The 15,115-nt window shown below is 71.4% G+C and carries 13 protein-coding genes; 7 read left to right on the top strand and 6 right to left on the bottom strand.

Going from position 1 to position 15,115, the window contains the following annotated elements:
* The gene (gene pepN / locus ACH4OA_RS04325; protein WP_397939876.1) at positions 1-2,583 is read right to left on the bottom strand and encodes an aminopeptidase N; all 2,583 of its coding nucleotides are present in this window, start codon (positions 2,581-2,583) and stop codon (positions 1-3) included.
* 139 nt (positions 2,584-2,722) lie between these two features.
* Between pepN and ACH4OA_RS04320 the strand changes: the two genes are divergently transcribed.
* On the top strand, positions 2,723-3,385 hold the full coding sequence (locus tag ACH4OA_RS04320; protein WP_397947704.1) for a DsbA family protein: 663 nt from the start codon (positions 2,723-2,725) through the stop codon (positions 3,383-3,385).
* A 122-nt stretch (positions 3,386-3,507) separates the two neighbouring features.
* On the opposite strand, the gene ACH4OA_RS04315 is transcribed toward ACH4OA_RS04320, so the two are convergent.
* Together ACH4OA_RS04315 and ACH4OA_RS04310 are read right to left on the bottom strand one after the other, a co-directional pair.
* Positions 3,508-4,155, bottom strand: a complete 648-nt coding sequence (locus tag ACH4OA_RS04315; protein ID WP_365873176.1) for a superoxide dismutase — start codon at positions 4,153-4,155, stop codon at positions 3,508-3,510.
* 146 nt (positions 4,156-4,301) lie between these two features.
* Positions 4,302-5,687 (bottom strand): amino acid permease, encoded by a 1,386-nt coding sequence (locus ACH4OA_RS04310; RefSeq protein ID WP_397947702.1) that lies wholly within the window; start codon positions 5,685-5,687, stop codon positions 4,302-4,304.
* A 400-nt stretch (positions 5,688-6,087) separates the two neighbouring features.
* Between ACH4OA_RS04310 and ACH4OA_RS04305 the strand changes: the two genes are divergently transcribed.
* Complete coding sequence (locus tag ACH4OA_RS04305; RefSeq protein ID WP_397939881.1) at positions 6,088-6,669, top strand: biotin transporter BioY; 582 nt, start codon at positions 6,088-6,090, stop codon at positions 6,667-6,669.
* A gap of 85 nt (positions 6,670-6,754) precedes the next feature.
* Here the strand turns inward: ACH4OA_RS04305 and ACH4OA_RS04300 are convergent, their stop codons facing one another.
* The gene (locus ACH4OA_RS04300; protein WP_365873170.1) at positions 6,755-8,173 is read right to left on the bottom strand and encodes an amino acid permease; all 1,419 of its coding nucleotides are present in this window, start codon (positions 8,171-8,173) and stop codon (positions 6,755-6,757) included.
* Between the two features lie 215 nt (positions 8,174-8,388).
* Here ACH4OA_RS04300 and ACH4OA_RS04295 point away from each other — a divergent pair, with 215 nt between their 5' ends.
* Positions 8,389-8,874 (top strand): ribose-5-phosphate isomerase, encoded by a 486-nt coding sequence (locus ACH4OA_RS04295; protein ID WP_397939882.1) that lies wholly within the window; start codon positions 8,389-8,391, stop codon positions 8,872-8,874.
* A gap of 262 nt (positions 8,875-9,136) precedes the next feature.
* Positions 9,137-9,946, top strand: coding sequence for an Fpg/Nei family DNA glycosylase (locus ACH4OA_RS04290; protein ID WP_397967548.1), 810 nt, complete (start codon positions 9,137-9,139; stop codon positions 9,944-9,946).
* A gap of 145 nt (positions 9,947-10,091) precedes the next feature.
* Here the strand turns inward: ACH4OA_RS04290 and ACH4OA_RS04285 are convergent, their stop codons facing one another.
* Positions 10,092-11,333, bottom strand: a complete 1,242-nt coding sequence (locus tag ACH4OA_RS04285) for a GNAT family N-acetyltransferase (protein WP_397939884.1) — start codon at positions 11,331-11,333, stop codon at positions 10,092-10,094.
* Between the two features lie 159 nt (positions 11,334-11,492).
* On the opposite strand from ACH4OA_RS04285, the gene ACH4OA_RS04280 reads away from it, so the two are divergent.
* A complete protein-coding gene (locus ACH4OA_RS04280) occupies positions 11,493-12,662 on the top strand; it encodes a PP2C family protein-serine/threonine phosphatase (protein ID WP_365873162.1) in 1,170 nt (389 codons plus the stop codon).
* A gap of 29 nt (positions 12,663-12,691) precedes the next feature.
* Positions 12,692-13,138, top strand: a complete 447-nt coding sequence (locus tag ACH4OA_RS04275; RefSeq protein WP_397939888.1) for an HD domain-containing protein — start codon at positions 12,692-12,694, stop codon at positions 13,136-13,138.
* A 39-nt stretch (positions 13,139-13,177) separates the two neighbouring features.
* Here the strand turns inward: ACH4OA_RS04275 and ACH4OA_RS04270 are convergent, their stop codons facing one another.
* On the bottom strand, positions 13,178-14,353 hold the full coding sequence (locus ACH4OA_RS04270; protein ID WP_397967547.1) for an acyltransferase family protein: 1,176 nt from the start codon (positions 14,351-14,353) through the stop codon (positions 13,178-13,180).
* A 448-nt stretch (positions 14,354-14,801) separates the two neighbouring features.
* On the opposite strand from ACH4OA_RS04270, the gene ACH4OA_RS04265 reads away from it, so the two are divergent.
* Positions 14,802-14,996 (top strand): hypothetical protein, encoded by a 195-nt coding sequence (locus tag ACH4OA_RS04265; RefSeq protein WP_365873156.1) that lies wholly within the window; start codon positions 14,802-14,804, stop codon positions 14,994-14,996.
* The last annotated feature ends 119 nt before the right edge of the window (positions 14,997-15,115 follow it).

Below are 15,115 nucleotides of genomic sequence, written 5' to 3'. Positions count from 1 at the left end.
TCAGTGGCCGGCGGCCGCCGCGTCGCACGCCTGCGCGCGCAGTGCCCGCGCCAGGTCGTCCCGCGCCTCCAGCACCAGCCGGCGCAGCGCGGGCGCCGCGTCCTCGTGCGCCGCGAGCCACGCGTCGGTCGCGTCCAGGGTCTCCGGCCGGTCCTGGAGCGCCGGGAACAGCCCGCGGACCACGTCCATGCCGATCTGGATCGACCGCTCCCGCCACACCCGCTCGATCGCGGCGAAGTACAGCTTGGCGTACGGCGCGGTCAGTTCCCGCTGCGACGGCTGGGCGAAGCCCGCGATCACCGCCTCCACCAGCGCGTTCGACAGCGCGTCGGACTCCACCACCTGCGCCCACGCCTGCGCCTTGACCGCCGCCGACGGCCGCGCGGCCAGGCAGCGCACCTGGTGCCGCTTGCCGGACGCGGTGTCGTCCCGGGCCAGTTCCGCCGCCAGCACCGACTCGTCCGCCGCCCCGTGCGCCGCCAGCGGCTCCAGGAACACCCAGCGCAGCTCCTGGTCCACCTCCAGGCCCTCGACCTCGGTGGTGCCGTCCAGCAGCTCCCGCAGCAGCTTCAGGTCCGGCTCGGCGGCGGCCACGGCCGCGAGGAACCGCGCCCAGGCCAGCTGCTGCTCACTGCCCGGCGCCGCCGCCCGCAGCTCCCGCAGCGCGCCGTCCGCCAGCGCCCGCCCGCCGGTCTCCCGCCAGCCGGGCGCCGCGTAGTGGTCCAGCGCCGAGTTGGCCCAGGAGTGCAGCATCTGGAGCACGCCGATGTCCGACTCGCGGCCCGCGAACCGCAGCACCAGCGCGATGAAGTCCCGCGCCGGCAGCAGCCCGTCCCGGGTCATGTTCCACAGCGCCGACCAGCACAGCGCGCGCGCCAGCGGGTCGGACAGCGCGCCCAGGTCCGACCGCAGCGTCTCCAGCGAGGCCGTGTCGAACCGGGTCTTGCAGTAGGTGAGGTCGTCGTCGTTGACCAGCACCAGCGCCGGCGCCTCGGCGCCCGCCAGCTCCGCCACGACCGTACGCGGCTCGCGCACGTCCGTCTCCACGCGCGCGTACCGCTCCAGCGCGCCGTCGGGCGTACGGCGGTACAGGCCCACCGCGATCCGGTGCGGGCGCAGCTCCGGGTGCGACTCCGGGGCCTCCTGGAGGACGGCCAGCTCGGCGATCCGGCCGCCCGTGGTGTCCAGCAGCACCTGCGGGGTCAGCGCGTTGACGCCCGCCGTCTGCAGCCACGACCGCGCCCAGCCGGTCATGTCCCGGCCGCTCGTCTCGCCCAGCACCGACAGCAGGTCGCCCAGGCGCGTGTTGCCGTACGCGTGGCGCTTGAAGTACCGCCGGGCACCCTCCAGGAACGCGTCCTCGCCGACGTACGCCACCAGTTGCTTGAGCACCGAGGCGCCCTTGGCGTAGGTGATGCCGTCGAAGTTCAGCTTGGCGTCCTGCAGATCGCGGATGTCCGCCGTGATCGGGTGCGTGGAGGGCAACTGGTCCGCGCGGTAGGCCCACGCCTTGCGGCGGTTGGCGAAGGTGATCCAGGCGTCCTTGAAGCGGGTCGCGCCGACGTTGGCGAAGGTGCCCATGAAGTCCGCGAAGGACTCCTTCAGCCACAGGTCGTCCCACCACTCCATGGTGACCAGGTCGCCGAACCACATGTGCGCCATCTCGTGCAGGATGACGTTGGCCCGCGCCTCGTACGACGCCTGCGTCACCTTGCCGCGGAAGACGTACTCCTCCCGGAAGGTCACCAGGCCGGGGTTCTCCATCGCGCCCAGGTTGTACTCCGGCACGAACGCCTGGTCGTACTTCCCGAACGGGTACGGGTGGTCGAAGTGGTCGTGGAAGAAGTCCAGGCCCTGCTTGGTGACCAGGAAGACGTCGTCGGCGTCGAAGTAGGGGGCCAGCGCCCGCCGGCACATCGCGCCGAGCGGGATCTCCAGCTCGGTGCCGTCCTCGAAGGTGCGGCGGTAGGAGTCCGTCACATAGTGGTAGGGGCCCGCCACCACACAGGTGATGTACGTCGAGATCGGCTTCGTCTCGGCGAACCGCCACACGCCGTCCAGGAGTTCGCCGGCGCCGTTGCTCCACACCGTCCAGCCCTCCGGGGCCCGCACCTCGAACCGGTACGGCGCCTTCAGGTCCGGCTGCTCGAAGTTGGCGAACACCCGGCGGGCGTCGGCCGGTTCGTACTGCGTGTACAGGTAGACCTCGCCGTCCTCCGGGTCGACGAAGCGGTGCATGCCCTCGCCGGTGCGCGAGTAGGCGCACTGGGCGTCCACCACCAGCTCGTTCTCCGCGGCCAGGTCCTCCAGCGTGATCCGGGAGCCGTCGAAGACCTCGCCCGGGTCCAGGTCCCGCCCGTTCAGCGAGACGGAGGTGACGCGCGGTGCGATCAGATCGGCGAAGCCGGACGCGCCCGGCTCGTTGCAGCGGAAGCGCAGGGTGGTCACCGAACGGAACGTGCGCGGCTCGCCGTCCGTGTCGCCGACGGCGGACCGCAGGTCCAGGAACACGTCGTACCCGTCGACGGACAGCAGGGCGGCCCGCTCCCGGGCCTCGTCGCGGGACAGATTCTCACCGGGCACGGACGGCACTCCCTTGTGATCGCGTGGATGGTCGCGGAACAGGACCGATCCTGCCATGTGCTCCTGACGGCGGACAGCGGGAATGCGGGTGGCGACGCCCTCGTTGACGTGGCAAACGCCTGTTTCGCTGAGGAGCGCCATGTCCGAGACCGCCGCCCCGTCCGGCAAGACCCCCGTCGACTTCTGGTTCGATCCGCTGTGCCCGTGGGCCTGGATGACCTCCCGCTGGGTCCTGGAGGTCGAGAAGGTCCGCGACATCGAGGTCCGCTGGCACGTCATGAGCCTCGCCGTCCTCAACGAGGACAAGCTGGACGAGCTGCCCGCCGAGTACCGCGAGCTGCTGACCACCAAGGCGTGGCCGCCGGTCCGCGTGGTCACCGCGGCCTGGCGCAAGCACGGCGACGACGTCGTCGGCCCGCTCTACACCGCGCTCGGCACCCGCATCCACAACAACGGCGAGGGCGCGACCCTGGAGGCCATCGCGGGCGCGCTCGCCGACGTCGGCCTGCCCGCCGGCCTGATCGACTACGCCGGACAGGAGGACTTCGAGTTCGACGCCGAGCTGCGCGCCTCCCACAAGGAGGGCATCGAGAAGGTCGGCCAGGAGGTCGGCACGCCGGTCATCGCCCTGCCCGGTCCCGACGGCGAGCAGATCGCGTTCTTCGGCCCCGTCGTCACCCCGGCCCCGAAGGGCGAGGAGGCCGCCCGGCTGTGGGACGGCACCGTCGCGGTGGCCTCGGTGCCGGGCTTCTACGAGATCAAGCGCACCCGCACCAAGGGCCCCGACTTCAGCAACCTGTGACGGCCGCGCCGTCCCGGCGCGAAGGACCCCCGTGAGTCACGTCCTCACGGGGGTCCTCCTCTTATCCGCCTGCCGCCGTGAAGGGTGAGAAGACGATCACGAGGCAGGACGCGTGGGGTGCGTCAGGGCGCGAGCAGCAGCACGTCCGCGCGGGAGCGGGCGGCGTCGAGGCGGCGGGCGACGTCCTGCCAGTTCACGACCTGCCACATGGCCTCGATGAAGTCCACCTTCTGGTTGCGGTACTGCAGGTAGAAGGCGTGCTCCCAGGCGTCGAAGACCAGGATCGGCACGGCGCCCTGGCCGACGTTGCCCTGGTGGTCGTAGACCTGCTCCACGATCAGCCGGCCGCTCAGCGGCTCGTACGCCAGCACGCCCCAGCCCGACCCCTGGGTGGTGGCCGCCGCCTTGGACAGCTGGGCCTTGAAACCGGCGAAGGAGCCGAAGGACTCCTTGATCGCCTCGGCCAGCCCGCCCACGCCGTCGGCGGCCAGCGGCTCGCCGCCGCCCTCCTTCGGACCGGTCATGTTCTGCCAGTAGATCGAGTGCAGGATGTGCCCGGAGAGGTGGAAGGCCAGGTTCTTCTCCAGGCCGTTGACCGAACCCCAGGTCTCCTTCTCCCGCGCCTCGGCGAGCTGCTCCAGGGTGTCGTTGGCGCCCTTCACATAGGCCGCGTGGTGCTTGTCGTGGTGCAGCTCGATGATCTCCGGGCTGATCACGGGGGCGAGCGCGGAGTAGTCGTAGGGCAGCTCGGGCAGCGTGTAGACGGGCATGGGTGATCCCCTCCGGAACCTTATTGCAAGTCGCTTGCAAGTACACGCTAGCAATAAGTGCGCCCGAGCAACAGAAAGGCCCCCACGTGTCGTTCCGTGGGGGCCTTCGTGCCGTACGCGCCGGGCCGTCGCGCGCGGCGCCGGGGTCAGCTCCGGGCGCGCAGCCGCTGCCAGCCGTACCCGACCGCCGCCAGGCACAGGGTCATGGCGCCGGTGGAGTAGAGCTGCACCCGGGTGTCCGGCTCGCGGGCCATCAGGGCGAAGATCGCGACCATGCCGGCCAGCGCCACCCAGGTCAGCCACGGGAAGGCCCACATGCGCACGACCAGCTTCTCGGGCGCCTCGCGCTCGATACGGCGGCGCAGCATCAGCTGGGAGACCGCGATGAAGATCCAGACGACCAGGATCACCGCGCCGATCATGTTCAGCAGCCACTTGAAGATGTCGTCCGGCCGCCAGTAGCTGAGCAGCACGCAGACGAAGCCGAGGACGCAGGAGACCATCACCGCGATCCGCGGCACCCCGCCGGACAGCCGCGCCAGCGCCCGCGGGCCCTGGCCGCGCTCGACCAGCGAGTAGCCGATGCGCGAGGCGCCGTAGATGTTGGCGTTCATGGCGGAGAGCAGGGCGACCAGGACGACCACATTCATCAGCTCGCCCGCGCCGGGGATGTCGAGCCGGTTCAGCGTGGCGATGTACGGGCCCTTCTCCATGACCTCCTTGGAGTCCCACGGGACCAGGGTGACGGCGACCGCCATCGAGCCGATGTAGAAGACGGCGATCCGCCACATCGCCGTGCGCACGGCGGAGGCGACCCCGCGCACCGGGTCCTCCGACTCGGCCGCCGCGATGGTGACCGTCTCCAGGCCGCCGTAGGCGAAGACCGAGGCGAGCAGGCCGATCACCAGGCCGTTGCCGCCGTTCGGCAGGAAGTCGGTGAGGTTCGAGGTGCCGGGCGCGTCCGTGCCGGGCAGCACGCCCGCGATGGCCAGCACGCCGAGGATCAGGAACAGGCTGATCGCGCCGACCTTCAGCGTGGCGAACCAGAACTCGAACTCGCCGAAGTTCTTCACCGCGGCCAGGTTCGTCCCGCAGAACACCAGCATGAACAGGGCCACCCACATCCACTGCGGGGTGCCGGGCAGCCAGCCCTGGACGATCTTCGCGGCGCCGATGCCCTCCAGGCCGACCGCCGTACACAGCAGCACCCAGAACGACCAGCCCGCGGTGAAGCCCGCCCACGGTCCGATCGCCCGCTCGGCGTGCGCGGAGAAGGAGCCCGACGACGGGTAGGCGGCCGACATCTCGCCGAGCATCCGCATCACGAGCATCACCAGCAGCCCGGAGAGGGCGTAGGCGACCACGATGGACGGGCCGGCCGCGGCGATGCCCGCGCCGGAGCCGACGAAGAGGCCCGCGCCGATCACCCCGCCGAGGGCGATCATCGACAGATGGCGTTGTTTGAGACCGTGGGAGAGGGAGCCGTCCGGTCGCTGCTGCGGCGATGTCTTGGTGGGTGTGCTGCTGGGCATGGGCGCGGCTCTCCCAGGGCAAGGGGCGGGTAAAAACCCCGTCAGTGTGGGCGGCCCGTCCGCTCAGGCGAAGGGGTTTCCCATTATCCGGACATAACTTTTACGGAACGCCACCCTCAGGTCACGCTCCGGCAGGCGTCTCCGGGGGCCGTGTCCGCCGGGGGCCGGGCGGGGTCGGTTTGGCGGGACCCCACAGTCCCGGTGCGCCGCCCCGGCGTGAGCGAAACGTCCCTTCCCTCGTGATCAGCGTCACGCCCGCACCGGTGTAACCGGCGCCCTTTGTCCGGAGCCCACCAAGCGATCGTTCAGCCCTTTGTCGGGCGCTGACGGTGATCGGCACGAGTGCCCCGGTATAGCGTCACGGTGTCCCGACGTGTCCACACCATCCCGCGGAGTCCCCATGAGCACCGCCACCGCCACCGCCCGACCCGGCGCAGTCCTCGCCGACCTGCTCCCGGCCACCCGCGTCCGCGACGCCGCCCTCGTCCTCGGCGGTGCCGCGCTCACCGGCCTCGCGGCCCAGCTCTCGGTGCCCGTGCCCGGCTCCCCGGTGCCGGTGACCGGCCAGACCTTCGCCGCGCTGCTCGTCGGCACCGCCCTCGGCGCCCGCCGCGGCCTGCTCTCCCTCGCCCTGTACGCCGTCGCCGGCCTCGCGGGCGTGCCCTGGTTCGCGGACGGCAAGTCCGGCACCGGCCTGGTCTCCTTCGGCTACGTCCTCGGCATGCTCCTGGCCTCCGCCCTCGTCGGCACCCTGGCCCGCCGCGGCGCGGACCGCTCCGCGCTGCGCATGGCCGGCACCATGCTCCTGGGCGAGGCCGTCATCTACGCCGTCGGCGTGCCCTACCTGGCCCTGGCGGCCCACCTGTCCGCGTCCCAGGCGATCGCGGCGGGCCTCACCCCGTTCCTGATCGGCGACGCCCTCAAGGCCGCCCTGGCGATGGGTCTGCTGCCGACGGCCTGGAAGATCGCGGACAAGCGCTGAGGCTCCGGTCCCGAACGCGGCACGGCCGCATGAGCCGACGTACTCCGTCGGTTCATGCGGCCGTCGCCGTATCAGGGGTGCCGGATCAGCCGACGGACACCTTGTCGGCCGGCGTCTCGGCCGCCGGGGCCGGGCGGCCCGCCGCGATCCGCTGCCTGACCACGGCGATCACCAGCACGATCGCCGCCACCAGCAGCGACAGCAGCACCGTCTGGCGGCCGTCGTGCTCGGTGTCGAAGAGCATGTAGACCAGCACGGCCACGATCAGCGCGGCCGTCGCCCAGGTCAGGTACGGGTACAGCCACATCTTCACGACCAGCTTCTCCGGCGCCTCGCGCTGGATGATCTTCCGCATCCGCAGCTGCGAGAAGCAGATGACCAGCCACACGAACAGGGCCACCGCGCCGGACGAGTTCACGAGGAACAGGAAGATCTTGTCCGGGGACAGGTAGTTGAAGAAGACCGCGACGAAGCCGAACACGACCGAGGCGAGGATCGCGGCCAGCGGCACGCCCCGGCTGTTGACCCGCGCGAACGCCTTCGGCGCGTCACCGCGCTCGCCGAGCGAGAAGGCCATCCGGGAGGCCGTGTAGAGGCCGGAGTTCAGACAGGACAGCACCGAGGTCAGCACGATCACGTTCATGATCTGGCCGGCGTGGGCGATGCCGAGCGAGTTCAGCGCCGCGACGTAGGAGCCGTCCTTGGCGATGGCCGCGTCATCCCAGGGCAGCAGCGAGACCACGACCAGGATCGAACCGAGGTAGAAGACGCCGATCCGCCAGATGATGCTGTTGGTGGACTTGGTGACCGCGCGCTGCGGGTCCTCGGACTCGCCGGCCGCCAGGGTGGCGATCTCGCTGCCCATGAAGGAGAAGACGACCAGCAGTACGCCGGTGAGGATCGCGCCCGGACCGTGCGGCAGGAAACCGCCGTGCGAGGTGAGGTTCCCGAAGGACGCCTTGTCGGCGTGCACGCCCGGCAGCACGCCGAACACGGCCAGCAGACCGATCACGACGAACGCGCCGATCGCCACGACCTTGATGCCGGCGAACCAGAATTCGAATTCGCCGTAGGAGCCGACGGAGACCAGGTTGGTCGCGGTGAGCACGGTCATCACGATCAGTGCCCAGCCCCATTGCGGGACGGCCGGGACCCAGCCTTCGAGGATCTTCGCGCCGGCGGTCGCCTCGACGGCGAGCACGACGACCCAGAAGAACCAGTAGAGCCATCCGATGGAGAAACCGGCCCAGCGGCCGAGCGCGCGGTCGGCGTGCGCGGAGAAGGAGCCGGAGGTCGGATTGGCGGCGGACATCTCGCCGAGCATGCGCATCACGAGGACGACGAGCGTGCCGACGAGGGCATAGGACAAGAGGATGCCGGGTCCCGCGGTGGCGATACCGGAACTGGAACCGACGAAGAGGCCGGCCCCGATGACACCACCGATCGCGATCATCGTCAGGTGGCGGTTTTTGAGTCCTGCTTGGAGGCCCGAACCAGGGGTCATGGACGGATTTCCTTTGCGCCAGGTGGAGCTGCCCGTACGAGCGGTGTACGAGTCGGTCCAGTGAATCCGAGGCGAAGAGTTTGGGAAACCTCTGATTCCGGATCGTTACTTGCGGTTCCCTTGGGGATCTATGGCGTCACTCACAGTTTCCGAACCCGGCCGACCGCCGAGACCCTGAGGCTGCTGCCCCGGAACGGGCGTGTCACACTCGTGGCATGCGCGTGTATCTCGGCTCGGACCATGCGGGCTACGAACTGAAGAACCACCTCGCCGAGTGGCTGAAGGCCGCCGGCCACGAGCCCGTCGACTGCGGGCCGCACCTCTACGACGCCCAGGACGACTACCCGCCGTTCTGCCTGCGCGCCGCGGAGCGGACGGCCGCCGACCCGGACTCCCTCGGCATCGTGATCGGCGGCTCCGGCAACGGCGAGCAGATCGCCGCGAACAAGGTCAAGGGCGTGCGCGCGGCACTGGCCTGGAGCGAGGAGACGGCGGCGCTCGGGCGGCAGCACAACGACGCCAACGTGATCGCCGTGGGCGCGCGGATGCACAGCACGCAGGAGGCGACCAAGTTCGTCGAGATCTTCCTGAACACCCCGTTCTCCGGTGAGGAGCGGCACGTCCGCCGCATCGACATGCTGTCGGTGTACGAGACGACCGGCGACCTCCCGCCCATCCCGGCCCACCACCCGCAGGACTAGGGCCTCTCGTTTGGATCAGGCCGGGCTCGCGGGCCCTGGCACCGCACCTCGCGGCGTTGTCGTCGGTTGCCATGGCTCCGCCATGGCGCCCTCCTCCGCCTTGCGATGCACGGCACCAGGCCCCGCTCCCTGATCCGGCTTGATCCAAACGAAAGACCCTAACCGCGACCCCCGGAGGCCGAGGGTCCGCGCCCCCGGCCTCCGTCGCGTCCGCCGGACGGGTGCGCGGGCGCGCGCCAGGCAGGGAAAGGACACCTCAGCCGTGCCGGAAGGGCACACCATCCACCGGCTCGCCCGGGACTACGCCGAGCGCTTCCTCGGCAGACCCGTACGCGTCACCAGTCCCCAGGGCAAGTTCTCCGACGCCGCCGCCCTCCTGGACCGCACCGCGCCGACCGCGACCGACGCCCACGGCAAGCACCTCTTCCTGGGCTTCCGCGACGCCGACTGGGTCCACATCCACCTCGGCCTCTTCGGCAAGGTGGGCTTCGGCCCCGCACCGCCGCCCCCGCCCGCCGACACCGTCCGGCTCCGGCTCGCCGGCGACACCGCCTACGCCGACCTGCGCGGCCCCACCACCTGCGCGCTGCTCACGGACGCCGAGAAACAGGCGATCCACGACCGCCTCGGCCCCGACCCGCTGCGCGCGGACGCCGACCCGGCCGCGGCGTACCGCAGGATCTCCCGCAGCCGTACGACGATCGCCGCGCTGCTCATGGACCAGAAGATCGTCGCCGGCGTCGGCAACGTCTACCGCGCCGAAGTCCTCTTCCGGCACGGCATCGACCCGTACCGCGCGGGCCGTGACCTCACCCCGGCCGAGTGGGACGCCCTCTGGAGCGACCTCGTCGCCCTGATGCGCGAAGGCGTGCGGAACAACCGGATCGACACCGTCCGCCCCGAGCACACCCCCCAGGCCATGGGCCGCCCGCCCCGCGTGGACGACCACGGCGGCGAGGTGTACGTCTACCGCCGCGCGAACCTGCCCTGCCACATCTGCGGCGACGGCATCCGCACCGCCGGCCTCGCCGCCCGCAACCTCTTCTGGTGCCCGACCTGCCAGCGCACCTGAACACCCCCCGCAAGCCGCGCGGCAGCCAGCGGAGCGGCAACCCCTGGAAGCCGTGCGGCGGTTACGGGAAGAGCGGCCAGGACCTGCGCGGCTGTCAGGGTCACAGCAACCCTTGGGCGCCCTAACGCGGTTGCGGGAAGAGCGCCTAGAAGCCGTGCGGCAGCCACGGGGCCAGCGGTGAGCCGAACGCCACCGACGCCTCCGTCAGCGCGCCCGGCCGCAGTTCCCGCACCCGCCCCGCCGACGCCAGCGACAGCAGCGACACCCCGCCCAGATAGGCCGAGCCCAGCTCCCGTACGGACAGGGCGAGTTCCGCCGCGTCGGCCGTACGCTCGCAGGACGCGCCCTTCGCGTCGCCGGTCAGCCGCCAGCGCCCCGCGTTCCAGGGGCAGAAGGCGTCCTCGACCTCGAACACCACGTCCACCGGCGCCTGGTAGGTGCGGGCCGCGAGCGCCGCGCCGACGTCCACGAGCCGGACGTAGGCGTCGTCGCCCAGCCGCGGTCCGCAGCGGCGGATGTCGGAGACGAGGTGCGGCAGCGCGGCGTCCACCGGCAGCGACGGCACCGACAGGGTCGTCATCAGGTCGATGCCGCACAGGAAGCGCCACAGCGCGGCCTCGGTCACCGGGTCGAGACCGGCCAGGTCCGCGAGCCGCACCGTGCCGTCGGCGCCCCGCTCGCTCCAGCCGGTCCTGGTGCGGAAGCGGGCGTAGCCGGTGATCTCGCCGTCCCGTTCGGCGACCACGCACTGCAACGGCGTCGCCCCGTCCCGGTCGCGCTCCGGGTCGGTCAGAGGGACCCGCTCCCAGCCCGGCTGCCGGGCCAGCATGCCGGGCCGGCGCGGGACCAGGGCCGCGTACACCGCCTCGCAGGCGTCCAGGACGTCGGCCGGCTCGGCGTACCGCAGCCGGACCTCCTCGGTGCCGGCCGGCAGCGCCAGCGTCACCCGGCTGGTGTCGACCTCGACGCGGAGCCGGAAGGCCGCGGCGCCGTACCCGAACCGGCCGTAGATGGCGGGCTCGGACGCGGTCAGCACCGCCAGCGGCTCGCCCAGCGCGCGGACGTCGTCCAGTTGCCGGCGCATCATCGAGGTCAGCACCCCGCGCCGCCGGTGGGTGGCCGCCACGCTCACCATCGTCACCCCGGCCGCCGGGACCGCGCTCCCGCCCGGCACGGTCATCCGGAAGCTGAAGGCGCCCGCCGTGCCGACGATCTCCGCCGCGTCCCAGGCGGCGAGCGAGCGGTCGAACTCGGTGACCGCCCGGTCCCGTTCGCGCTCCTCGGCGCAGGCCCGCCGCGCGCCGAACCCGCGGTACAGGGTGTCGTACCACCGGTCCCACTCGTCCTCGCGCAGTACCTTCAACTCGGTTCCGTGCACAGTCCCCATACGCCATGCCTATCAGGGCCCTGCGGGACGAGCCAGTGATTTCCTGCGCGCCGGGCCGCCCGGAACCGGGCGTGCGCGGGGCGAAGCGGAATCCCGCACGGGGGACAAGTGGGACCTCCCGTGCCAAGCGGCCGGTCCGCTGGATAGGGTCCCGAACTGATGGCAGCAGGACGACAGCGGCGCGCGAAGGCCGAGACGTTCACGGCCCGGTGGAAGATGCGATGGCACCGGGCCCGCGTCGGGCTGCGCAAAAGCGCCGTGGACTACTTCCGCGGCGACGGCTCCGACTGGATCGCCTTCGCCGGACTGCTGCTGACCATTCCGGTCCTCGCGGCCATGACCCTCCTGGAACCGGTGTGGTGCTCACCGGCCACCCTGGTGCTGCCGATCGTCGCCGGCGGACTGCTGCTGCGCCCGGCGAGCCTGCTCGGTCTGTACGCGGCGGCGGCCACCGCGCTGATCGTGGAGTCGGTACGGCTCGGCCCGTACACCGAGGGCCCGTCCCGGGTCACTCCCGGCGTGGTCCTGGTGGTCGCCGCGTGCGGCTTCTTCGGGCTGCTGACCGCGCAGTTCCGCAGCCGGGTCGGCGTGCCCTGGCGGCGCGGCGGCACCATGCTGTTCGACCTGCGCGAGCGCATCCGGGTGCAGAGCAAGCTGCCGAAGCTGCCCAGGGGCTGGCACCACGAGATGGCGCTGCGGCCGGCGGGCGGCCAGTCCTTCTCCGGTGACTTCGTCGTCGCCGCCCGGACCAACGGAGGCCGGACGCTGGAGGTCGTGCTCACGGACGTGTCCGGCAAGGGCATGGACGCGGGCTCGCGCGCCCTGCTGCTGTCCGGCGCCTTCGGCGGCCTCCTCGGCTCGCTGCCCCCGCACGCCTTCCTCCCGGCCGCCAACGGCTATCTGCTCCGCCAGGACTGGGAGGAGGGCTTCGCCACCTCCATCCACCTGGTCCTCGACCTGGACTCCGGGGACTACGAGCTGTACTCCGCGGGCCATCCGCCGGGGCTCCAGCTGAGCGCGGGCAGCGGACGCTGGGAGGAGAAGGCGGCCGAGGGCCCGCTGCTGGGTGTGTACGACGGCGCCCAGTTCGACCCGGTGAAGGGCTCGCTGCGCCCCGGTGACGTGTTGATGCTGTTCACGGACGGTCTGGTGGAGACCTCCGAGCGGGACATCGTGGAGGGCATCGACCGGCTCACCGGCGAGGCCGACCGCTATGTGGCCGGCGGTTTCCACGGCGCCGCCTGGCACCTCATCGAGGCGGTCGCCAAGGACGTCAACGACGACCGGGCGCTGCTGCTGATCTGCCGCGAGCAAGCGGCCGCCCGCTGAGCGTGCGACCGCCGGGGGACACTGGCGGCATGACCCCGCTCACCCTCGCCGAGGTCGAGGCCCTCGCACGCGCCGCCCACGACGGCCAGACCGACAAGGCCGGCCGGCCCTACGCCGAGCACCTCGCGGCCGTCGCCGCAGGCGTCCGCGCCCGCGGCGGCGACCCGGAACAGATCGCGGCGGCCTGGCTGCACGACTCCGTGGAGGACGCCGCGCTCAGCGCGCGGTGGCTCGCCACGGCCCCTCTGACCGGACGGACCAAGGCCATCGTGCGCGCCCTCACCAAGCAGCCCGGGGAAACGCCGGAGGCGTACGCCGGCCGGATCCTCGCCACCCCGGGCGCGCTGCTGGTGAAGGAGGCCGACCTCGCGCACAACGCCGACCCGCGACGGCTCGCGCTCCTTCCCGGACCGGTCAGGGAACGGCTGACCGGCAAGTACACCCGGATGCGCGCCCTGCTCGGCCTGCGACCGTGACCGGCCGGGGGGCCGGCGGCCGGGTCCGCACGAGAGGCCCTACGCGTCGGCCGTCTCCCGTCGGCGGTGCCGCTCGCGGGCCTGTTCGGCCGGGTCCCGCCGGAACGCCCAGTCCATCCGCGGCTCCATCGCGAACCGGAAGACGCGCCGCACCGGCGCGGTGCACAGCACCGTGACGGCCGCCGCGGCGAGCACGGTCACCAGGATCTCGCCGAGCGGCCGGTGCAGCCAGGGCTGCTCGAACCAGCCGCGGTAGTCGCCCAGCTTCACCAGGAAGCCGTGCAGCAGATAGCCGTAGAGCGTGCCCGCGCCGAGCGCCGTGAACCACGTCGTGCGGCCCGGCACCCACGCGAAGAAGCAGGCCGTCAGCAGCAGCGAGCAGGCCATCAGCGCGAGCGTCATCACCGGGCCGCACCACCAGGGCGCGCCCAGTTCCTGCGCCGAGTCGCGGTGGTAGAACCACGCGGTGTTCATGCGCGGCACCGCCCACCAGCCGACCGCCAGCGCCGCCGCGAACACCGGGGCCGAGGCGATCCGCACCCAGCGGCGGCGCACCAGCCGGAAGTGCTCGGGCTTCATGCACAGGCCGAGCACGAAGTACGGCAGGAACTGCAGGACGCGCTGGAGGTCGAGGTCGTCGCCGATGTTCGGGCTGACGGTCGCCAGCATGGCGACGGCGAGGGCCAGCGGCAGCGGCCGGCGCACCAGCTTCCACAGGGGCGTGGTCAGCCGCCAGACGAACAGCGCGACCAGGAACCAGGTCAGGTACCAGGGGTCGAGGAGGCTGATGTCCTCGTGCGAGCCGGTGACGAGGTTCTTGAACAGCGGGTACGCCGTCTCGAACACCACATACGGTACGAGCACTCCGGTGACCAGCCGCTTCAGCCGGTCCGGGCGCATATCGAAACCGCGCGAGAAAAAGCCGGAGATGATGATGAACGCCGGCATGTGGAAGCTGTACACGACGGTGTACGCGGCTTCCAGGATCCGGCTGTCCCCCTTCAGCGGCTCCCACGAATGGCCCATCGCGACGAGCACGATGGCCAGGTACTTGGCGTTGTCGAAGAACGCGTCGCGCTGCCGGGCGGGTCTGTCCGGGCCCGGCCGCTCGGGCGCGCCCGACGGGTCGCGCGGGGCGGGCACCGCGTCCGCCGGCGGCTGTGCCGGGGGGAGCGGGCTGCGGTTCGGGCCGGGGGACGGGGCGGCGTCAAACATCTCAGGCACCCTAGCGTCGTCTGCGGGATTCCGTAAAACCTCCGCAGTCATTCCTGGTTATCGCGCTCGGATACCCGTTCATTTGCCGGGCGAGTCACTCCCGTTGAGGTGACGATGCGCACAGACGGGTCACCGGTTGACCCTTGATGTCCCGATTCTTCCCGACTAATTGGGGCATACATCGCCTCTGTGTCATCAATTTCCAATACCTGTGCGCGGGATGTGTGGACACGGAAACGAATCCGGGTAATTCCACGGTGAGTCCGGACGGGCCGGGTGCGGATCTCCGGTCGAATTACTGTGCGGGAGATCGCCCGCCGCGGGCCGCTGCCCGACGATGTGTCATAGGCCGCATGCAAGGGCCCTGTTGGTGGCACGATGTCTCTGGCGGAGGTGCGGACGGCACCTCCGGGCCGGGAGAGCGGACCGACCGAGGGCGGGATCAGTTGTGGCCATTTCACTGTCTGTGGTGCTGCTGTTGGCGATCATCCTGGTGGTGCTGATGCGGGGAGGGAACCTCAAGGCCGGCCCGGCCGTCGTGGCGATCCTCTTCGGTTTCTTCCTGGCCTCCACCGGCATGGCACCGCCGCTCACCCGTTTCCTGAACTCGATAGCGGACTCCATCGACGCGATCAAGTTCTGAACCGGCGGGGGAGGCCGCTCACCCGTCCGGAGCAGCGCGGACCCGGGGCGGGGCAGCCCCCGGGACGACCGAAGGCCCAGGGAGAGGAATCCACCTCTCACCTGGGCCTTCGGCATCCA

It is taken from the genome of Streptomyces sp. NPDC017095 (assembly GCF_044332325.1).
Lineage (GTDB): Bacteria > Actinomycetota > Actinomycetes > Streptomycetales > Streptomycetaceae > Streptomyces.
This window is presented reverse-complemented; position numbering and strand designations above follow the sequence as displayed.